The sequence below is a fragment of the Algirhabdus cladophorae genome (assembly GCF_044772865.1).
Lineage (GTDB): Bacteria > Pseudomonadota > Alphaproteobacteria > Rhodobacterales > Rhodobacteraceae > Algirhabdus > Algirhabdus cladophorae.
The window spans coordinates 924,120-945,803 of sequence record NZ_CP173029.1 but is presented as its reverse complement, the minus strand read 5'-3'; the positions used below and the strand labels follow the sequence as shown (position 1 = coordinate 945,803).

At 54.7% G+C, this 21,684-nt stretch carries 13 protein-coding genes and 1 tRNA gene; 8 read left to right on the top strand and 6 right to left on the bottom strand.

Annotated elements, in window-relative coordinates:
- The first annotated feature begins 82 nt into the window (after nucleotides 1–82).
- Nucleotides 83–3,415 (top strand): bifunctional proline dehydrogenase/L-glutamate gamma-semialdehyde dehydrogenase PutA, encoded by a 3,333-nt coding sequence (gene putA / locus ACIRQ6_RS04580; RefSeq protein WP_420862959.1) that lies wholly within the window; start codon nucleotides 83–85, stop codon nucleotides 3,413–3,415.
- Between the two features lie 16 nt (nucleotides 3,416–3,431).
- On the opposite strand, the gene ACIRQ6_RS04575 is transcribed toward putA, so the two are convergent.
- From ACIRQ6_RS04575 to ACIRQ6_RS04560, 4 genes are all read right to left on the bottom strand, one after another.
- Nucleotides 3,432–11,945, bottom strand: coding sequence for a calcium-binding protein (locus ACIRQ6_RS04575; protein ID WP_420862958.1), 8,514 nt, complete (start codon nucleotides 11,943–11,945; stop codon nucleotides 3,432–3,434).
- A gap of 5 nt (nucleotides 11,946–11,950) precedes the next feature.
- The gene (locus ACIRQ6_RS04570) at nucleotides 11,951–12,376 is read right to left on the bottom strand and encodes a toxin-activating lysine-acyltransferase (RefSeq protein ID WP_420862957.1); all 426 of its coding nucleotides are present in this window, start codon (nucleotides 12,374–12,376) and stop codon (nucleotides 11,951–11,953) included.
- 333 nt (nucleotides 12,377–12,709) lie between these two features.
- Nucleotides 12,710–12,796: transfer RNA gene (locus ACIRQ6_RS04565), tRNA-Leu, on the bottom strand.
- Nucleotides 12,797–12,852: 56 nt separating this feature from the next.
- Nucleotides 12,853–13,350: a DUF2306 domain-containing protein gene (locus ACIRQ6_RS04560; RefSeq protein WP_420862956.1), complete on the bottom strand. Its 498-nt coding sequence runs from the start codon at nucleotides 13,348–13,350 to the stop codon at nucleotides 12,853–12,855.
- Between the two features lie 103 nt (nucleotides 13,351–13,453).
- Here ACIRQ6_RS04560 and ACIRQ6_RS04555 point away from each other — a divergent pair, with 103 nt between their 5' ends.
- Together ACIRQ6_RS04555 and lipB are read left to right on the top strand one after the other, a co-directional pair.
- Nucleotides 13,454–14,239: a LytTR family DNA-binding domain-containing protein gene (locus ACIRQ6_RS04555; RefSeq protein WP_420862955.1), complete on the top strand. Its 786-nt coding sequence runs from the start codon at nucleotides 13,454–13,456 to the stop codon at nucleotides 14,237–14,239.
- Nucleotides 14,240–14,246: 7 nt separating this feature from the next.
- Nucleotides 14,247–14,897 (top strand): lipoyl(octanoyl) transferase LipB, encoded by a 651-nt coding sequence (gene lipB / locus ACIRQ6_RS04550; RefSeq protein WP_420862954.1) that lies wholly within the window; start codon nucleotides 14,247–14,249, stop codon nucleotides 14,895–14,897.
- Between the two features lie 40 nt (nucleotides 14,898–14,937).
- On the opposite strand, the gene ACIRQ6_RS04545 is transcribed toward lipB, so the two are convergent.
- Nucleotides 14,938–15,675: a Hint domain-containing protein gene (locus tag ACIRQ6_RS04545; protein ID WP_420862953.1), complete on the bottom strand. Its 738-nt coding sequence runs from the start codon at nucleotides 15,673–15,675 to the stop codon at nucleotides 14,938–14,940.
- A gap of 441 nt (nucleotides 15,676–16,116) precedes the next feature.
- Here ACIRQ6_RS04545 and ctaD point away from each other — a divergent pair, with 441 nt between their 5' ends.
- The 3 genes from ctaD (at nucleotide 16,117) to ACIRQ6_RS04530 (ending at nucleotide 19,318) form a co-directional block, all read left to right on the top strand.
- On the top strand, nucleotides 16,117–17,790 hold the full coding sequence (gene ctaD / locus ACIRQ6_RS04540; RefSeq protein WP_420862952.1) for a cytochrome c oxidase subunit I: 1,674 nt from the start codon (nucleotides 16,117–16,119) through the stop codon (nucleotides 17,788–17,790).
- A 77-nt stretch (nucleotides 17,791–17,867) separates the two neighbouring features.
- Entirely contained in the window at nucleotides 17,868–18,398 is a 531-nt protein-coding gene (locus ACIRQ6_RS04535; RefSeq protein WP_420862951.1) for a DUF2244 domain-containing protein, read from the top strand.
- Nucleotides 18,398–19,318, top strand: a complete 921-nt coding sequence (locus ACIRQ6_RS04530) for a hypothetical protein (protein ID WP_420862950.1) — start codon at nucleotides 18,398–18,400, stop codon at nucleotides 19,316–19,318. Before ACIRQ6_RS04535 ends, ACIRQ6_RS04530 begins: the two co-directional genes overlap by 1 nt.
- Here the strand turns inward: ACIRQ6_RS04530 and ACIRQ6_RS04525 are convergent.
- Nucleotides 19,278–19,877: a TetR/AcrR family transcriptional regulator gene (locus ACIRQ6_RS04525; protein WP_420862949.1), complete on the bottom strand. Its 600-nt coding sequence runs from the start codon at nucleotides 19,875–19,877 to the stop codon at nucleotides 19,278–19,280. The genes ACIRQ6_RS04530 and ACIRQ6_RS04525 overlap by 41 nt on opposite strands.
- Before the next feature lie 35 nt (nucleotides 19,878–19,912).
- On the opposite strand from ACIRQ6_RS04525, the gene ACIRQ6_RS04520 reads away from it, so the two are divergent.
- The gene (locus ACIRQ6_RS04520) at nucleotides 19,913–20,293 is read left to right on the top strand and encodes a hypothetical protein (protein WP_420862948.1); all 381 of its coding nucleotides are present in this window, start codon (nucleotides 19,913–19,915) and stop codon (nucleotides 20,291–20,293) included.
- An 87-nt stretch (nucleotides 20,294–20,380) separates the two neighbouring features.
- A complete protein-coding gene (locus tag ACIRQ6_RS04515; protein WP_420862947.1) occupies nucleotides 20,381–21,673 on the top strand; it encodes a homoserine dehydrogenase in 1,293 nt (430 codons plus the stop codon).
- Nucleotides 21,674–21,684: the final 11 nt, after the last annotated feature.

Below are 21,684 nucleotides of genomic sequence, written 5' to 3'. Positions count from 1 at the left end.
TTCCCATCGGCACGCCCGAAATAGAGCAATCCGTCTTGTTACAATTTGTTAACTTATTGGAAAATACAAGAGGAAATTGCACATGTCCTTAGAAATTCACAGAACATCCATGCGTTTGGCTATACGACAGCCGGAATTTGAAGCCGTTGAGGCGCTAATCACCACAGCCGATCTGACCCCTACCCAACGGACGGACATCACCGATCGGGCGATCGCCTTGGTCAAAGACATCCGCAGCAGTGGCACAACCAGCATGATGGAACTGTTTTTAGAGGAATATGGCCTGTCCACGGACGAAGGTGTCGCCCTGATGTGTTTGGCCGAGGCCCTATTGCGCGTGCCCGACACCGCCACCATCGATGCCCTGATCGAAGACAAGATAGTGCCGTCCGAATGGGGCAAACATCTTGGGCAATCGGCCTCGTCACTTGTCAACGCCTCAACCTGGGCCCTGCTCATTACGGGCACCGTACTGGATGATCAAAGCCATGCAGGCGTCGGCCAAACCCTGCGCCATGCAATCAAACGTTTGGGCGAACCTGTGATCCGCCGCGCTGTTGCCCGCGCCATGCGCGAAATGGGCGCGCAATTTGTGTTGGGGCGCACGATTGAAGAGGCCTTGGAAAACGGCAAAGAGGCGCAAAAGCAGGGCTATCGTTATTCGTTTGATATGCTTGGCGAGGCCGCGCGCACCGATGCAGATGCCAAACGCTATCATCTGGCCTACAGCGACGCGATTTCCGAATTGGCCAAGCACGCTTTGGGTGACAGCATCGCCGACAATCCGGGCATATCCGTCAAGCTCTCGGCGCTCTATCCGCGGTATGAGCAGCTCAAGCAAGAGAAGGTGATGGAAATTCTGGTCCCGCGCACGCGTTCGTTGGCGCTTTTGGCAAAATCAGCGGGGATCGGATTTAATATCGATGCCGAAGAGGCCGACAGACTCGACCTATCGCTCGATGTGATCGAGGCGGTTCTCAGCGACCCATCGCTTGCAGATTGGGATGGATTTGGAGTGGTCGTCCAGGCTTATGGAAAACGGGCTGCGCATGTGTTGGATTGGCTTTATGCCCTTGCGCAAAACCTTGATCGCCAGATCATGGTGCGTTTGGTCAAAGGTGCCTATTGGGACACCGAGATCAAGCAAGCGCAGGTTCTGGGCCTTGATGGGTTTCCGGTCTTTACCAACAAATGCGCCACCGACGTCAGCTATATGGCCTGCGCGAAAAAGCTGTTGGCTATGGGCGATCGGATCTATCCGCAATTTGCCACACACAATGCACGAACCGTGGCCGCAGTTCTGGATTTGGCCCGCAATTCTGGAACTGCATTTGAGTTTCAACGCCTTCACGGCATGGGCGAGGCCTTGCACGGGATCGTGCAGCAGCAACACGGGACCCGTTGCCGAATTTACGCGCCCGTCGGGGCCCATCGTGATCTGCTGGCCTATCTGGTGCGCCGATTGTTAGAGAACGGCGCGAACAGTTCCTTTGTGAACCAAATCGTCGACGTCGATGTCCCCGCCGAGGTTGTTGCGGCCGATCCGTTTGTCAGTGCAATGGCACTCCCCAACCCTGCCGAAAACTCATCGACCCAACTGCCGCCAAACCTCTACCAACCTCAACGGCCCAATTCGATGGGGCGTGACTTGACCGACCCTATGGCATTGCAGGCCCTTTGGTCTGCGCGCGAGGCTTTTGCCTCCAAAACATGGGGGGCAACATCCCTTTTGGCCAACAAATCCGAAGGCGGCGCGACGCAATCTCTGTTCAATCCTGCCACGCCAACGCAACCAATCGGCCACGTTATTTGGGCCACACAAACGGACGTCGCGCAAGCCGCTCAAGCCGCAAAGCCATGGTCCGTCCCTGCGGCGGAACGTGCCAAAATCCTGTCAAAGGCCGCCGATCTTTATGAGGAAAATGCGGCCGAACTCTTTGCCATACTGGCCCGTGAAGCTGGAAAAACACTCATCGATTGTGAAGCAGAATTGCGCGAAGCCGTTGATTTTCTGCGCTATTATGCAGCCCAAGCAGAACAAGATGGCGACAGCGCGCCACGGGGCACGGTACTGTGCATCTCGCCTTGGAACTTTCCCGCGGCGATCTTTACCGGACAAATTGCAGCCGCTTTGGCAACAGGCAATGCTGTGTTGGCAAAGCCCGCCGAACAAACGCCGATCACGGGCTGGTTTTGTGCCACTTTGATGCAGCGCGCAGGTGTCCCCGCCACTGCATTTCAGGTCTTGCAGGGCAAAGGTGCTGACATCGGTGCAGCCCTCAGCGCGTTGCCGACGCTGAATGCGACGTGCTTTACCGGATCTACAGCCACAGCCCAGACCATCAATCGCGCGATGGCCCAGCACGCCCCGGCAGACGCCCCTCTGATCGCAGAAACTGGTGGCTTGAACGCCATGATCGTCGACAGCAGCGCCCTGCCCGAACAAGTGGTGCGCGATGTGCTGGCCTCGGCCTTTCAATCCGCTGGGCAGCGCTGTTCGGCGCTACGCTGCCTCTATATCCAAGAAGATATCGCCGCTGAGATTAAGACAATGCTATTTGGGGCAATGGACCTGTTGGAGGTGGGTGATCCATGGGCCAAATCCTGTGATATCGGTCCGATCATTGACACAACCGCCCAGAAAAAGATTACCGACTATGTGGCAAAATCAAAGATCCTCAAAGCAATTTCAGCGCCGCAGAGCGGTTGTTTTGTGGGGCCAGTAGCGCTTGAGGTCACAGGTATCGCTGATCTGAAGGAAGAGGTTTTTGGCCCAGTTCTGCACATTGCTACCTATCAGGCCGATGCGTTGCCTAAGGTGATTTCCGACATCAACGCCACCGGCTATGGCCTGACCTTTGGGATGCACAGCCGGATCGACAGCCGGGTTGAAACCGCTGTTCAAGGCGTCCAAGCGGGCAACATTTATATCAACCGCAACCAAATCGGCGCTATCGTCGGCAGTCAGCCGTTTGGCGGCACGGGCCTGTCGGGCACGGGACCAAAGGCTGGCGGGCCGAACTACCTTAACCGCTTTCGCGCGACACCTGCGTTGCTTGATCTGGATCCTGTGATCCATTTGCCGGGTCCCACGGGGGAATCCAACACCCTGCATATTAAACCTCGAGGCGCGTTTTTCTGCGCAGGCCCTACGGATGCAGATCGTCACGCACAAAAAGCACTGGTTCATGGGCACGGCTGCCCTGTGACCAGCAACATGGCAGACGCCCATGCGGTTTTGTTTTGGGGCGAGGCCGATGCGGCCTGTGAACTGCGCCAGACCCTTGCAGCCCAAGACGGGCCCATCGTGCCGTTAATCGTCGAGCGCGATATCGATGCGTGGTGGTTTGAAGAACACCACGTTTGCATCGACACAACAGCCGCTGGCGGAAACGCGGCTTTGCTGGGGGACTGATCCCCCAGCACCGGGTTTATGCAAAGATAAAGTGGTCGTCCGTAAAGCCACCGAAATCGGCCTCGGCATAGCCGTCGATCTCTAGCCGTTCACCGCCATAGCGAATGACCAAACGCCCAGCAGGTTGACCATCAGATTGCAGTTCTTTGAAGGTCAGATCATCGATCGATGTGGCCCCCCATGCACTGATATCCATGACGTCATCCGCCAGTTTAAAGTCCAAGACCCGTTCGGTTTTGCCATCAACACCAAATACAAAGGTGTCCGAGTTGTTACCCCCTTTGAGGAAGTTGGACGCAGCACTGTCATAAAGGATGTCGTTGCCGTTACGCCCACTGAGGTAGACCACATCGCCACCAGCAAAGAGCATATCACTGTATTTGGACCCAGTGAGAACCTCGACCCCGTCGAGGGTGTCGCCCATACCGATACCCGAGTTGATCCCAGAGTTATCGCCAAAGATCATCACAGCCTCGGTTGAGCTGGTGTAGGAAATCTCGTCACGATTGTTCTTGCCACCATAGTAGGCGTCCGCACCTTCACCGGCTTGGAACACATCGCGACCGCGACCGCCGCGCACCACATCATCCCCCGCCCCGTCAAAGATTTTGTCGGCACCCTTCAGGCCAAGGATCGTCTGACCATCGTCATTGATCATATTACCGTCAGCATCTTCATAGGTGGCATCAATCACATCGCGCCCTTCGGTGCCTGTGATCGTCTCGCCGCCTTGCACGGGATCATCTGGATCATCCTGCACTGCCGCAAAGATGATATCAGCCGAGGTCAGATCCCCTGCCGAGGTCAAATCAACGCCTTCCAACAGCACCGCTTCTGCACCAAAGCTGACCAAAGTCCCGCCATCGCCGCTATCTGCAAAGCCCAGTTGTTCGAATGTTTCGACACCCCAGCGGCTAAAGTCCAGCACATCCGTGCCAACTTCAAAGTCCAGCACGATGTCGGTTTCACCGTCTTCTGCTACAAAACGGAACGTATCCGCGCCGTCGCCGCCGCGCAGTGTGTCCAGTCCTTCGTCATCGGTCAGCAAGTCGTTGCCGCTGCGTCCATAGACATAAACGATGGATCCACCGGTTGTCAGGCTGTCACCAAAGTCAGACCCAAAGATCCGCTCGACGTCCACAAAGGTGTCGCCCATGGCGATGCCGTTGTTGTCATCCAGATCCGAGGCATCCACGGACACGCTGGATGTGGCCAAGGAATAGTAAACGGTATCTTGGCTGCCTTCACCGCCGTCATAGGCATCAGCCCCCGCGCCTGCATAGAAACGGTCACTGCCTGCGCCACCTTCGACAATATCGTCGCCGTCGCCGTCATAAATCTGATCAGCGCCGCCGCCCCCTTGGATGGTTTGGCCATTGTCCGTAATCGTATCCAGATCCACATCAAAGTAGCTGGCGTCAATCACATCGGCTTCGAATGTGCCCGACACAATCCCATCAGAGGTGGGCGCAATTCCAAGGATGTTGCTGACCACACTGTCATCTGCAAAGCGTATGCGTTCCAGCTGCCATTGCATTTCGGGGTCAAAGTATCCGTCCAATGTGATGATTTCGGCATTTGGCAAGACAATTTGTAGATCCAGATCAACCCGCACAATCGTAATGCTCGCTTGGTTCAGATCGGTCAAATGCAGCTCATCCGAGCTGTTGCCAACATTGTCTGGCCCAGTGATTGTGTAGGATCCGTCGCCTGCGGCATGGCTGATAACTTCGGACCAGATCGTGGTTGTGACCAATCCGCTGGCCTTTTGGCTGTCCACCGCAAGGTTGCGCATAATCTGGTGGGTCCAAACGCTGCCATCCGAGAATTCGACCGTTTCAACAGCGGAATCATAGTCAGAGCCGAACTGATTAACGACAGTCAGGATTTCCCCATTCGACAGGGTCAGAACCATATTGTCGTCAATGCGTGTCAGGCTGACGTCCTCGGGTAACTGATCGCTCAGCACCAATTTATCAGTCGAGCGGCCGCCCATTTCGTCGATGTCATAGGTCCCGTCGCCCAACGCATGGGTGTAGACGTCATTGGCCGTTGTGCCCACAACCAGACCCGCTTCTTGCATGTCTTCGGTCAGGCGCGCAGCCATCTCGGCCGCCGTGGCAGACGAGAAGTCGCTGAACTCAAAGTTTTCAATGGTACGACGGCCATCCGAGTTCAATTGACCCAAAATGGTGATGCTTTCACCATTTGTCAGGTTCAAAATCAGATCATTGCCGTTGCGCGACACCAACATATCGTCGGCTTCAACATCCATGAACACCAACCGGTCTTCGCCTTGGAAGCGGTCATAGTCCGAGATTGTATAAGAACCATCACCGCTAAAGTGCAGGTAGCGTTCGTTCAGTTCTGTGCCCACAACCGCGCCGGTGGCCTTCATATCCGACATCAATTCGTTGCGGATCTGTTCGCGGCTCCAGCTTGAGAAATCCGAGAATTGGAATTGATCTATCGATTTGCGTTCGTCTTCATCCAGTTGACCCAAGATCGTGATCACATCGCCATTCGACAGCGTCACAATCAGATCATTGCCAAAACGCGACAGGGTCAGATCAGACTTTTCCGCATCGGTGAAATACAAAACATCGTTGCCCAAGAACCGGTCGTATTCCGAGATCACGTAAGATCCGTCGCCCATGGTGTGGGTAAAGGTCTCGTCGTTTTCTGAGCCAAAGACGATGCCCTCGGCCTTTTGATCCTGAACGATCCGGTTGCGCACCTGCGCGTTGTTGTAGGACACGTTGTCGGCAAACTGGATGGATTCCAACGCGTTTTGGCGATCCTCGGTGAGGTAGTTCAGCACGGTGATCGTCTCGCCCGAGCTAAGCCGGATCAACAGATCGTCGCCTGCACTGCCAAACACCGCATCAGTCGAGAATAGATCAGTAAATTCAAGCGAGTCATTGCCGATAAAGCGGTCGTAATCCTCAATGATGTAGGATCCGTCGCCTGCGGCATGCACATATCGTTCGTCGTTTTGCGTGCCCACAACGATGCCCAGCGCTTTCATCTGGGCAACCATTGCATCGCGCAATCCGCCACGATCTAGGCTGGCACCGCTGGCAAAGATCACTTCCTCAAGGCCGTATTGGTTGTTCTCGTCCAACTGGCGCACCAATGTGATCATCTCGCCATTGGGCAAGGTCAGGGTCAGGTCAGGCCCTGCCCGACCAAAGACAACGTCGTCGCGGTCCACATCCGTGAACTCAAGGGTGTCGGTGCCAATAAAGCGGTCGTAATCCGAGATCCGGTAGGATCCATCGCCTAGGGTGTGCACATAGTTTTCGTCCAACTGGGTGCCCAAGGTGATGCCTGTGGATTTTGTATCCTCAACCATCTGGTTGCGCAAATCCGCGCCCGTCCACGTGGTATCATCGGCAAAGATGATCTGTTCGATCTGATATTGCCGGTCTTCTTGCAAAGCCCGCTCGATGACGATGATTTCGCCGGTCGAAAGGGTCAAAATGACGTCGTCGCCCGCGCGCGACACTGTCACATCCTCAGGGTTCAGATCCGTAAAGGTTAGGGTGTCGTTGCCAATGAACCGGTCGTAATCCTTGATTGTGTAGGATCCATCGCCAGAGGTGTGAACGTAATCTTCGTCCTCTTGCGTGCCGACAACTGTGCCACTTGCCTTCATATCCTCGACCACGCGGTCGCGAATATCGCCAGTGTTCCAAGTGATTGGATCACCATCGTTGGCAAAGACAATCGTCTCGATGGAATACTGCAAGTTGTCAAAGAACTGGTTGCGGATGACCACTTGCTCGCCACCATCGATGGCAATCAACAGATCAAACCCAACACGGGCCAGACTAACGTCTTCGGGCAGAATGTCCGTAAAGGTCAAACTGTCGTTGCCAATGAACCGGTCGTAGTCGTCGATGGAATAGCTGCCGTCACCGGTGGTGTGGACATAGGCCTCATCCAGCTGGGTGCCGGTCACAACACCGTCTTCTTTGGCGTCAGCAACCATTTGGTTGCGCATATCGGCGCGGGTCCAAGTGGTTTCATCATCCCAAACGATGGTCTCAATGCCGTCTTGTTCGTTCTCGTTCAACTGCAGACGCAAAGTGATCACGCTATCATCCGGCATAATCAGCAACAGATCTTGGCCAGCACGGCTGACCTTTACATCTGCGGCATTCACGCCGGTAAAGACCAACTCATCGTTACCCTTGAAACGGTAGTAATCGGTGATCACCAGATCCCCATCGCCAAGTGTGTAGGTATAGGTCTCGTCCTCGGTAGTGCCTGTGACAAATTCTGGGAAAGTCGACACATCAGTCAACTCTGCCGTAACGCCGCCACCTGTGATGATCACACCATCGCTGAAGACAAAGCTTTCGATTTGGTAGTTGCTTTCGAAATGCTGCTCTACAACGATCCGTTCGCCTGTATCCAGCACGATATAGAGGTCATTTTCCAACCTAAAGAGCGTGGCCGAAGCCCGTGCAATATCCGTAAACGTCAGGCTATCAGGCCGCGAGTCGTTGTCGTAATCGTTGATGCGGTAGCTGCCGTCGCCAGTAGTGTGGGTATAGCTGTCGGCAAAATCCGTGCCCCGCACATACCCGTAATCCTTGGAATCCTCGGCAGATTTGGCGCGGATCTCTGATGGGCCCAATTGGGTTCCATCTGCAAATTCAATGACTTCTACACCGTAGTTGGAGTTCTCCGTGAACTGATCCACGATTTGCAACATCTCACCATTTGAGAAGGTGATGATCAGATCTTCGCCACCGGTCGAGCGGAACGTGACATCCTCTGCGTTCACATCGTCTAGGGTCAGACGATCTATCCGGCCCGCCGTATCGTAGTCCGAAATCTGATAGCTGCCATCGCCCAAGGAATGGATGTAGGTGTCAGAAAATACCGTGCCGACAACTGTGCCGCTCCCCTTGGCATCATCTGCAGCCTTGGCGGCCATTTCAGAAAGGTTCATGAACGTGTTGTCCGAGAACCGGATTTCCTCAATCGTATGGTTTCCGCTGCTGTCGAACTGTTCGTCAATGGTGATGATCTCACCATTGGCAAAACGGATCTCCAGCTCATCGGATTCACCGCGGGTAAAGGTCACTTGGTCAGCGGTTACATCTTGCAAAATCAGGCGATCGTTGCGTCCCGATGTGTCGTAGTCCGCGATGCGGTAGCTGCCGTCGCCTTGCCGGTGCAGATAGGTGTCCGCGAAATCCGAACCACGTACCAGACCGAACTCTTTGCTGTCGGCCACGGCCTTGCGCGAGATCTCTTCGAAATTCAGACTTTCCCCGTTCGAGAACCGGATTTCTTCCAATTGCCGCTGGCTATGTGAGGCAAAGTGCTGGTCAAAGGCCACTGTCTCACCATTTGGCAAGATAATGATCAAATCATCGTCATTTTCTGAATAGAAGCGGACATCATCTTTTTCCACATCGGCAAAGATCAACCGGTCCAGACGCCCGGAAGGATCGTAGTCGGTGATTTGGTACGACCCATCGCCCAAACGGTGCACATAAAGGTCGGTTTCATCAGTCCCAATGACACGACCCGAGGCTTTTTGGTCTGCAGTTGATTTGTTGCGGATATCCTGCAGATTGAAGGTATCATCAGCAAATTCAATAGTTTCAATAGCATAGCGATCACCTAGCCGGAACTGGTCAAGGATCCGCATGGTTGTGCCGTCACCAAAACTGATGACCAAGTCTTCGCCGCTGGTGGAGGCAAATTCCACGTCATCCACGTTGATATCTGTAAAGACCAGCTTGTCGATCGCACCATCAGTGGAATCGTCGCTGATCAGGTCATTGCCGTCCCCAAAGCTGTAGATATAGGTGTCGGCCCCGCCACTGCCGTAAAAGATATCGTCCCCAGTGAGGCCCTCAAACACATTGGCGCCGCCATCCCCAGCAATCCGGTCATTAAATATCGAACCTACGACATTTTCGACACTGGCATAGGTTTCCACCAATCCGTTCACGCGGCCCAGCCCTTCAGACAGGGATGCATAAACGCCAGATGTGGAATGGATGTAGTTGACGGTATCAGTGCCTTCACCGCCGTCGAAACTATCCGCGCCTTCACCGCCGTGCATCATATCGTCGCCAGCGCCGCCGCTGATGACATCGTCCCCTGCAATCGAGACGTCTTCGGCCAGATCCCCATAAAGCAGGTCATCACCGCCACCGCCATCCAGAGTATCGTTACCCGAAGCGCCCCACAGGACGTCTGCATCTGCACCACCAAAGAGGCTGTCGTCTCCGACTTGACCAAAGATCTCGTCTTCGCCCTCATCGCCGTAGATCGTATCGTTGCCACCGTTGCCTTCGATGGTGTCATTGCCTTCGCCACCTCGAATGGTATCCGCGCCGCCGCGGCCAAAGACTGTATCGCTGCCGTTGCCTGCATCGATATCGTTGGCGCCGCCGTCACCCTCAAGCACATCAGAAAAGAACGTGCCTGTGATGTCTTCGATACCGTCATAGGTGTCGCCTTGCGCATCGCCCACGGACCCCGTGCCGCTAAGCAGGCTCATCTCGACCCCTTCACCGGCGTTATCAAAGGTTACGCGGTCAATACCGGTGCCACCAATGATTGTATCGGCCCCGACGCCACCGCTGAGAAGGTCATCATCGGCACCACCGTCAACAATGTCATCGCCGTCATAGGCGCGGATTTCATCGTTGCCGGCGCCACCGGCCAGATTATCGTTGCCATCGCTGGCCAACAACAGGTTGTCCCCGTCGGCTCCGGCAAATGTATAGCCTTCGTTCAGGCCTGCTTCGCTGGCCGCAAGGATCGTGGCCAACCACGATTTGGCCAGAGCACTTTCAGGCGCGGTAAGGATGATGTTGTTAATATAGGCCGTGTTTTCGAGGTAGATTTGGAAATCACGGGCAATTTTCAGGCGGGTATAGACAAAGCTATAGGCCTCTTTAGCCGTCATATCTGCCGTTGCCTCGGCCAATCCGTCCAAATCGAGGGCGCGGACCGCTTTGAGGTTGCCGTCAGACACTGACATGTGCAGGAGCGCGTCGATGATCGAGGCCAGGATTACATCTGGCTGGTCATTGGCGTAATTGTTGCCGTCCCCGTTGCGCAGGCTTTCCTCGTAGTGGCCGATGCGAATGGAAAAGCCGTCTTCATAGCTGTGGTCTGTGGATTGCAGCAGCTCAACAATTTCTTCGAGCTTTTCGTCGACGTTATCAGCCAGTTGACGGGCCAATTGTACGTTGCCGCCATCATCCGAGAATACATCCGTAATCGACCATTCTTGTTCCAGCGGATCGAAACTGAGCGTCGCAAAGGCCTGCGGATCCTTGTCAAAGATCGCATCAAAGATTTTGCCGATTGCAAAAGCAATCACCGCTGTGATGATCATCGGGCCAAAGGTGGCAAAGGCCCCGGTCAAACCAAACTTCGACCCTCCCAAGAACACTTTGGTCAAGGCTGAGGCAATCTGACCTTCTTGGGTCTCGAGCGGTGGCAAAAGCTCGTTGATGGCCAAATTCAAGAACAGCGACGCATAAGACATGATGTCGCCAAAGTTAAACGCAGCCGGGTTATAGGCCTGCCCAATCGCAGAATCTGCCCCCCAAATGCTGTCGACCAAGCTACTGACGCCAAATTCAATAACGTTGTTGATGCCTTCGCTGACCAAAGCCTGCATGAAGGCCTCGCCGATGTTATCAGGCTCAAGCGAGCCAAAGATTTCGGCCATGATCACTTGGCTGATCAGGGATGTAGCTGTCTCAAGGCCATTTACGGCCAGATCAATGCCAAAGTCTTCCCACGCGCCAAAGATCATCTCACCCACGGCTTCGCCATTTGTCGGTGTATCAAGGATCGAGTGGTGCAGAACGTTCAAGCCACCTTCGGCGATGTTTTGGATCAACGTATTGATCATGGTGCCCGCGACCAGCTGCTCCAGCGGGGATTCCGCGCCGATGGCCTCAAGGATAAACGGTGTGAGGACATCCGCCACGCCGCCGCCGACTTCATCACCGTAAAGCTGATAAATCTCGCCGATTTCGATATCGACCAAGACCTGTTCGCCATCGATCAACTCGTAGTAGTTGTCTTGCTGCAGGTAAAAGCGCGTCTCGATTTGGCCGGTAGCTTCGTTGAAAACACCCAAAGTGTATTCTTTGGTTACCGTCGTTGTGTTTTGACCCGAAGGCGTGGTCGAATAGACCTTCCAACGCCCGCCATCGTCCGAAATGGATTCGAACACCAAACGACCCTCGTCGTCAGTGTAGACATCTGTGATCATCCCATTTTCGTCGGGGTCGTAGAAATCCAGTGTGGAGGTGTTGTGAACGCGGTAGCCGCCGGCGATGTAAGTGTGCGTGCCGGCCACCTCAAAGTTGTAAACCGTGTGGCGCGCTAATTTCTGATCCGGCCCTTCAAAAGGGGCCTCCATGACAGGGGCCTTTGCAATATTGGCCAAGTCGCTTTCCGACACCATGAACGACTGCACAACATCGCCCACTTGAAACATCGGGGCAGATTGGTTTTTAGCTGCAACACTCATAACACTTAATTCCTTTTCGGCGCAGCACCTGTCTGCGACTTGATCAGTTCTTTGATAAATCCGGCTTTAATCTCGGCGGCGGGGCCAAAGGGCGAAATACACTCGACCACCACAACATTTTTGCCAGACCGCCAATCCAGCAGTTCCAAGCTGTCGGGATCTTTTTGAAACTTTGCCTTGGCCTCGTCGGACAATGTGGCCCAAGACAAGAAGGCCATGGGCATCGTGTCTTTGCGAATAATTTTGAATTGCTTGAGCAGGATGGCAGGCAGGATGCGACTGTCCAATGTCGAAAACGGCAAATCGCGATGCTCTTTGGACATGGACATCAGCCAAGAGGCCAAACCCAAAAACGTGCCAAACTCGTCAGGATTGAGTGCACCTGCCCCGCCCACACCAAGTGGGCGCTGATCTATCGGGGCCTTACCCATGCGCGTATTCCCATTTTCTGAGAGTGAGATTCGGCACAGTGCAGCACAAAACGCCCTGCGATTTTGCCCCACTTTTACTATTTTCACCAATTACCGACGGCAATTTGCTTATTGCAAACACAGAGTTACCATCCCCATTCATCCCTTGTTAACCAGAGTAAGAATTCGTCATAGGTTGTAAAGGCTTAACTTCACTAACCCGTGAGGGATCTGTGAAGGAACCATCGCGACAGCTGTGCACAAAGCGCCACCACACCAAGCGTAGGCACTATGTACGCACAGGCGCGTATTTCCCGGCGGACATATTTCTTTTGCGAATAAAAAGGGGGGCTCTGGTGCGGTCGGGGGGACTCGAACCCCCACGAGTGTTACCTCACAGCGACCTCAACGCTGCGCGTCTACCAATTCCGCCACGACCGCATGATCCAAGCGTGCCTTGCCCTACAACAAACCGCTTAGGCCTCACAAGTGCAAAATCAGGCGGTTTTGCCAAAAGCCGGTCCATGTTGCTGGTACCACAGGGCTGCAAACCCGCAGACGCCTAAACCGATCACCACGTAGCCCAATTCAGAGGGCCCTCCAAACACCATTTGGTTGATAGTACGTCCCGGCAAGAACTGCATCAAACCCGCCCCTCCGATGCCGCCATACCAAAGCCCCTGAAAGGTTGCACGGTGCGCATGGATACGGCCAGCGCGTGCATGAGCGATCCCTGTCCAAAGGCTCCATAGTGTTAAGATGCTAAATCCGTGAAGCGGGCCAAAATGCCCCCAAAGGCCGCCGTGGCTTTGAATGAACAAGCCAAAGATCGCAAGGGCTGCCATCGCCACGACCCACGTATATCCCAGCCGCTTGTGCCAGCGATCCACCCGTTTGCGAAACAAAACAAATGGACCAATCAGAATGGCAGGGATCGCTGCGGCGACGTGCAACTGAAGGATAAGCGGGGCATCAAGCAAAGGGGACAGGGTCATAGGCGGCCTTTCGATATTGAGATTTGGTAACGAGGTGCCGTATGCATGGGGCAAGGGGTGCCCAGCAGCCAACCAAGGATGCGTGAAACAAGGGGTTTGCATCGTGACAAACGCAAAAGCGCAACTCGCGCTTCGTGAATGGGGCGCTCATATCGCCCATCCGGTGCGTGCAATGTCGCTGGGTGCAGTGGCCGTGGTCCTGACCCTTCTTGGCCCATTTGACACCGATGTGACCCTGCATCTGGTGCCGCGGTTTTGCTACTGGACGCTTTTGACTGTGTTCGGCTACTCAGGCGGATACGTGGCGGACCTAATTGCAAGTGCTTTGTTTGCCGCACCGTCCAAGCCTTTGTTGCGCACTGCAGTGGCGGGCATCATCACTGGCATCTTGGTTTTGGGTTTGGTGATTTTGCTGCACATCGGCTTTTTCGGCTCTTTGCCAAACGCCCGTATCCTTACGTTTATCGCGGCAAATGTCTTTGTCATTTCGATCGTGATCTCAACGGTTTTGCAATTTGCCTTTGCACAACGGGACAGTGCCGACTTGCCCACTGGCCCGGCCACTGTGGACAGCACCCCGCCGATCCTTAAACGACTGGAGTTTGCAAAACGCGGTGGGTTGATCGCCCTGTCGGTCGAGGATCACTACGTCCGTGTCTATACCACCCAAGGCCAAGACATGATCCTGATGCGGCTCGGGGATGCGATGCGGGAAACTGCACCCGCACGGGGACTGCAAGTCCACCGATCCCATTGGATTGCCTTGGATCGCGTGGTGGACGTTCAAAAATACAAAGACCGCGCGACCGTCTTGCTGAGCAATCAAGTGGAAATTCCTGTCAGTCGCACCTATGTGCCCCAACTCAAAGAGGCGGGGCTGCTGCCCTGACATATAAATGGTTGAATGGATCACCTCGTCTGGCTTGACCGAATACACACAGGCCGTGGAACTGATGGAAACCCGCGCCAACGATATCGCCGCAGGCGATGCCGACGAGGCGATCTGGCTGCTCGAACACCCACCGCTCTACACCGCGGGAACATCAGCAGATCCCAAGGATTTGCAAGATCCCGACCGGTTTCCGGTTCATAGCAGCCAACGTGGCGGGCAATATACGTATCACGGCCCCGGTCAGCGGGTGATCTACACCATGTTGGATGTCGGCAGACGTGGCCGTGATGTACGGGCTTTTGTCAAAGACCTCGAACATTGGGTCATTGCGACGCTCGACACCTTTAATGTCACTGGCGAAATCCGCGATGGGCGCGTTGGGGTCTGGGTCCAAAGACCGCAAAAGCCGTTGATGCCTGATGGCACTCTTGCCGAGGACAAGATCGCCGCCATCGGCATACGGTTACGCAAATGGATTAGTTTTCACGGGATCAGTATAAATGTCGAACCGGACTTAAGCCATTTCGACGGTATCGTGCCCTGCGGGATCCAAGATCATGGAGTGACCAGTCTGGTGGATCTCGGTTTGCCTGTGACGATGCCAGATCTGGATGTCGCTCTGCGCGCCACCTGCCCGTTCAAAGACCTTACTTAGCCGCCGCCGGGGCAAGCCCTTGGGGCTACAGGCATTGGGGCTAGAGGCCTTTAATCTGCGTCATCAACACTTTGGCCTCATGCCGATGCAAGACTTTGCGCGCTGCTGGGCCAAATCGGTTCTTGCGAAACCGTAACTCGGGAAAGTGTTCGACCAAACCCCCGTGGGCCGTGCGTAACTCGTTGCTGTACTGTGCAAAGGGGTTGACGCTGCCACTGGCAATCCCGTCAACCATCACCAAATGATGGCTGGCAAAGAGAATGTGGAAGTAGGTCACGCAAGGGGCATTAAAGTCCTCAGTGATTTTTGCATTGTCGACTAAATAACGCGCTGGCACCAAGACTTCGCTGTCGCCAAACAGCAATTCAGCGTTCCAATCATTGATCATCATCAACTGGTCAGGACACACCCATAGATCAACACTGTTGCGCAAAGCGCCCTTGCGGATTTTCACCGGGGTCCGATCCGCGCTGGCCTCACTGTACGTGACCAGCACCCGCTCAACCGCTTGCAAACCGTGATCCAAGGTGAACACCTCGTCCCCTGCACGCACGTTTTGAATTGGGATTTTTCCGTTACGCGTCAACAGGCTAGAGCCCAATGCAAACCCACCAATGTGGGCCGCACCGCGCGTTGACAGAACCTGATCAGGGGCTGAGTAAGCTGACAAACCATCCCAGTTGTCTGGGTCAAAGGTCTGATCTACCAAAGGTTTTAGTGTGACGCGCGGCCTGCGATAATAGGTTTTGGACGCGGCATCCCCGACCAATTTCGGCATACGTGTAAATTGTTTGGGCTGGCGCAGCTGAGCAATACCACTTCGCGCCAAATGCGCCTCATTGGCATGAAGTCGTCTTGATGGTTTTAGCACAGGCGCGTTCCTCCAAAGCCAGACATCATTGATGTGTGCAGATGTCGTGGATTGCAGTTGGACCGCAAAAGCATGGTCGCACTGTGCAATAGAAATGGAAAAAATAAGGCAGATTTTAAGGATCTAAGTGGTACTTTCTGCCAGATCCCTCTGAAATCACACAGTTTCACCGGGAATTCCGCCACTTCTGGCCCCAAAACAGAAAATCGTGGGTGCGCCAATTTTACCCAAGGAAAATCATAGCTTGTTCATTGCTCAAATGCATATTCGCGCATACAACCGACATCAGCCAACGCCGCGATTCACGTCAAAGCGTTATAATCTGGGAACAAGCTAGGAGGCACCGATATGGCCGACGCCGCCATTCACGGGCACGAGCACGAAGACACACGCAGTTTCTTCGTCCGGTGGTTTATGTCCACCAACCACAAAGACATTGGTATTTTGTACCTCTTCGCCGCCGGCATCGTCGGCTTTATTTCGGTGTCCTTCACCGTTTACATGCGCATGGAACTTATGGAGCCGGGCGTTCAGTATATGTGCCTTGAAGGCGCGCGTTTCATCGCCGCTGCTGCGGGCGAATGTACGCCAAACGGGCACCTTTGGAACGTTATGATCACTTATCACGGCGTCTTAATGATGTTCTTTGTGGTAATTCCGGCGCTATTTGGCGGGTTCGGGAACTACTTTATGCCGCTTCAAATCGGCGCGCCGGACATGGCGTTTCCGCGCATGAACAACCTGTCTTTCTGGATGTTTATTGCAGGGACCAGCCTTGGCGTCGCCTCGATGCTGGCACCGGGTGGTAACGGGCAATTGGGCTCTGGCGTGGGCTGGGTTTTGTATCCACCGCTGTCCACTTCTGAGGCAGGCATGTCCATGGATTTGGCCATTTTCGCGGTCCACCTGTCGGGTGCGTCGTCGATTTTGGGCGCGATCAACATGATCACCACCTTCCTTAACATGCGTGCCCCAGGCATGACATTGCACAAAGTCCCATTGTTCAGCTGGTCAATCTTTGTGACGGCATGGCTGATCCTGCTGGCCCTGCCAGTGCTAGCCGGTGCGATTACAATGCTCCTGACGGACCGTAACTTTGGCACCACCTTCTTTGATCCGGCTGGTGGCGGCGACCCAGTCCTGTACCAGCACATCCTTTGGTTCTTTGGTCACCCAGAGGTTTACATCATCATCCTCCCGGGCTTTGGCATCATCAGCCACATCATCGCAACCTTCTCACGTAAGCCTATCTTTGGCTACCTGCCAATGGTCTATGCTATGGTCGCAATTGGTGTTCTGGGCTTCGTCGTTTGGGCGCATCACATGTACACCGTAGGTATGTCCCTGACCCAGCAATCTTACTTTATGCTGGCCACCATGGTCATTGCGGTCCCTACAGGCGTGAAAATCTTTAGCTGGATCGCCACGATGTGGGGCGGCTCGGTTGAGTTCAAAACGCCAATGCTCTGGGCCTTTGGTTTCTTGTTCCTCTTCACTGTTGGTGGGGTTACAGGGATTGTTCTGTCGCAGGCTGGCATCGATCGCGTTTATCACGATACCTACTACGTCGTAGCACACTTCCACTACGTGATGAGCTTGGGTGCGGTGTTCTGCATCTTTGCGGGTATCTACTTCTACCTGCCGAAAATGTCGGGCCGGATGTATCCTGAGTGGGCTGGTAAGCTGCACTTCTGGGCGATGTTCATCGGCGCGAACCTGACCTTCTTCCCACAACACTTCTTGGGCCGTCAGGGTATGCCACGTCGCTACATCGATTATCCAGAAGCTTTCGCAACATGGAACTACGTCTCCTCTTTGGGCGCGTTCCTCAGCTTTGCATCGTTCCTGTTCTTTATCGGGGTGATCGTCTACACCTTGCGCTTTGGCCAAAAGTCCACTGTCGCAAACCCGTGGAACGAATATGCGGACACACTGGAATGGACCCTGCCGTCCCCACCGCCCGAGCACACGTTCGAGCAGCTTCCAAAGCAGGAAGAATGGGACAAAGCGCCAAGCCACTAAACGCTAAAACCCAAAAAGCCCCAGCGCACACCACGCTGGGGTTTTTACTTGCCAATTGATTGCGACGTGACGCCACAATGGCAGCGCTGGACATCGCAAACCGCTTGGCTAAATTGACCATTATGCCCTACGAATGGACCCCTTCCCAAAACGACATGCGGCTCAGCGCGTGGCCTTACAGATCCTTGTTGCGCAAGGATTTCGTGTTGTTCATGGGGGGCACAATGGCGATCATCGCTCTACCCTTGCTTGCGGTTTTAGGCAGCCCCGTCCTGTGGGGCGTATTCCCATTTTTCGCCATCATGTTTGGGGGTCTGTGGTACGCGCTGCAGCGCAACCACAAAGACGGTGAAATCCTAGAAGAATTGACCCTCAGTCACGCCCAAGCCCGGCTGGTGCGCCACAATCCCCGGGCACCAAAACAGGAATGGCAGGCCAACACTCATTGGGTCAGCGTGCATATGCATCCAACAGGCGGGCCTATCAAACACTACGTCACCCTGCGCGGTGAGGGACGCGAAGTGGAAATTGGCAGCTTTTTGTCAGAAGACGAACGCAAGGCTCTTTACCAAGAGCTGCAACAACGACTGGTCGAGGCGCGATCCTAATGGCGCAAGTCCCAGCCACGCCAAAATCACAACGCTTCCGAAATCTGATCATCGCAGCCCTCTTTGGCCCCAAGGTCGCGGAACGAAGCAAAGGGTTGCAGGCGTCCGAGGCAGCGGCCCTCGCCCTGCGCAAAACACCTGCCCCCAAATCTGAACCGACCCATGTAACTTTCTTGATCCCTCTTGTAGGTCAGGCGAAGGTCGGCAACTGGCATGTTGTTGTGGCCCATTTGCAAGATACCCTGACCAGTTTCCAGGATCAGACAAACGGCAATTGGACAGCTTTGATCTGTTGTCAGGACCAGCCTGACCTACCCATTGATCCACGCATCCAATGGTTGCCCTTTACCCCGTCCCACGAAGGCAATGATAAATGGGACAAGCTGACGACCCTTGTTGAACATCTCGGACAACAGACGCCAGAACCGGGCTATGTGATGAGCTTCGACGCAGATGATTTACTGGCAAAGACTGCAGTAGCCACCATGCTGACGCAGCACGCCCCTTTTGGCTATCTCGTTGAACAAGGTTGGGTCAAAGATATGCAAGATGGCACCACTGCCTTGGCCAAACGACAGTTCTTGGGCAAAGCCTTTTGGAAGCTCTGCGGCAGTTGTGCGGCCTTCCGGTTTGACCAATTCGATCCGACGTTTGCTGCTTTTTTGAAAGCGACCTTGCAGCACGAACACCGCATGTTCCCTTACTTGGCCAAATTGGCTGGACGAGGACTGAAGCGGTTCTCTGAACCACAAGTTTTATACTTGATCAATCATGGCGAAAATTTCGGCGCGCGACGCGGTCGTGTGGGGTTCAAAACCAGATTTGTGCAACGCTTTGCCCTGAAGACTGCCGCCCAGCACGCACAGATAGAAGCGGCCTTTACGTCTGGTCCACCGCCGCAACCGCCCCGCGCACCATAAGCCAATATTGGCCCTGAATGTCAGCCAGACTAAGGCGCCCGCTTTCGCGAAACCAATTGTTCAGCCCTGTCAAAAGCGCAATCAGCGCCATGGATGTCACACGGATGTCTGGAACATTCATCAATCCGGAATCATGTCCGGCATGCAGGATGTCCTCGAGAATTTGTTCATAACCCCGCCGCAAAGCCTGTATCTGCGCAAAGTTTTCGGCACTCAAATTGCGCAATTCCATGTAGGAAATAAACACCTGATCGGGGCGGTCGCTGTGGTACGCGATGTGAAATTCCGTAAAACATTTCAGCGCAGCCAGCGGATCAATGGGCCTCTCGATGCTGTCCCATGCTTTCAACAAAGCCTCCATATGGGTGCGCAACAGCTCGAACAACAAAGTCTGTTTATCCGGGGTGTAATTATACAGTGCCCCGGCTTGAACCCCAACTTCGGACGCGATCTGGCGCATGGACACGGCAGCAAACCCATGTTGCGCAAACAACCGCAGCGCTGCCGCTTGCACCTTTGGACCGGTGATATCCGAATGAGAACCCTGTTTACGCGCCATGCTGGGTACCCTGAACTGAACAAACGTTCAGCGCAATGGGATACTTGCCCTTCCACCAATCCCAAGGCTATGCAGGACCTATGTTGATCCGCGCCCTCTTTTTTGGTTTGATGCTGGCCTGTGCCAGCTGCACACAGTTTCCCGAGCTGGATGAAACAGTCAGCAAGCAAGAGCAAATGCAGGATTTTCCAAGCCTCGTGCCGCTCAAAGATATCACCACTGCAGCCAATGCCGTCAGCATCACCCCTGACACGACAAAAGTTGTGCAAGACAGGCTAGAGCGCCTGCAGGCCAAAGCCGACCGATTGCGTGGCCCTGTTCTCACCCGCCGCGAACGGGATCGCCTTGCCCAGTCCATCGCTGAGGCGCCAGAAAAAATTGAGACCCTGTTTCCACCTGAGGTCGCGACGCAATAGCCTCACAATCTGAAAGACGATTGCAGCCTTGGCCCCATCGGGCTAACAGGGGAGGAAATCACCATCAACCGCGACGGAGCCCGCATTATGACCACCCCTACTCATTTGCGTCTTGGTGTGGCTGGGCTTGGGACCGTTGGCGTCGGCGTGGTCAAAATTATCCGCAAACAAGCCGCCCTTCTTGAGGCGCGCACGGGCTGCAAGATCAGCATCACTGCGGTGTCTGCGCGATCAAAAACCAAAGATCGCGGTGTTAACCTTACTGACTACGCGTGGGAGGATGATCCGGTAAAACTGGCGACCCGCGACGATGTCGATGTCTATGTCGAATTGATGGGCGGCTCGGATGGCCCTGCCAAGGCCAGCACCGAGGCCGCCTTGGCCGCTGGCAAGGACGTGGTCACCGCCAACAAAGCCCTTTTGGCCCATCACGGTCAGGCCCTTGCAGAACAGGCCGAAGCAGATGGTCGCGTCTTGCGGTTTGAGGCCGCAGTGGCAGGCGGCATTCCCGTGGTCAAAGCCCTGACCGAGGGCCTTGCCGGGAATGAGATCACGCGCATCATGGGCGTGATGAACGGCACCTGTAATTATATTCTGACCCGCATGCAAAGCGCAGGCCTGCCCTACGACACCGTATTTGAGGAGGCCAATCAATTAGGCTATCTCGAAGCGGACCCCAATTTGGACGTGGGCGGCATTGACGCTGGCCATAAACTGGCGCTGTTGGCCTCTATTGGCTTTGGCACCAAAGTCTCCTTCGACGCAGTTGAGTTGGAAGGCATCGGCCAAATCAGCATCGAAGACATCCATCAAGCCGCTGACATGGGCTATAAGATCAAGCTGCTCGGCGTGGCGCAAATGACCGGGCGCGGCTTGGAACAACGCATGACACCGTGTTTGGTGCCGGAAACCTCGCCGCTGGGTCAGTTGGACGGTGGCACGAACATGGTGGTGCTCGAAGGCGATCAAGTCGGCCAAGTTGTGTTGCGCGGCGCAGGTGCAGGCGAAGGCCCAACCGCCAGCGCGGTCTTGTCGGACATTATCGACATCGCGCGGGGCACACGCATCAGCACCTTTGGCCAGCCCGCACAAAGTCTGGTCGACGCAAAGCCAGCCCAAGCCGTAACCCCTGCGCCCTATTACTTGCGACTGACGTTACAAGACAAACCCGGCGCATTGGCCAAAGTCGCCGCCGTTTTGGGCGAGGCAGGCGTCTCCATCGATCGCATGCGTCAATACGGCCATGATGATACCGATGCACCGGTTTTGATCGTCACCCATAAAACCACGCGCGCCGCCCTTGATCAGGCCCGTGCTGGCCTTGCCAAAATCGATGTGATTTCCGGTGATCCCGTCGCCCTGCGCATCGAAGAAATTTAAGTGTCTTACCC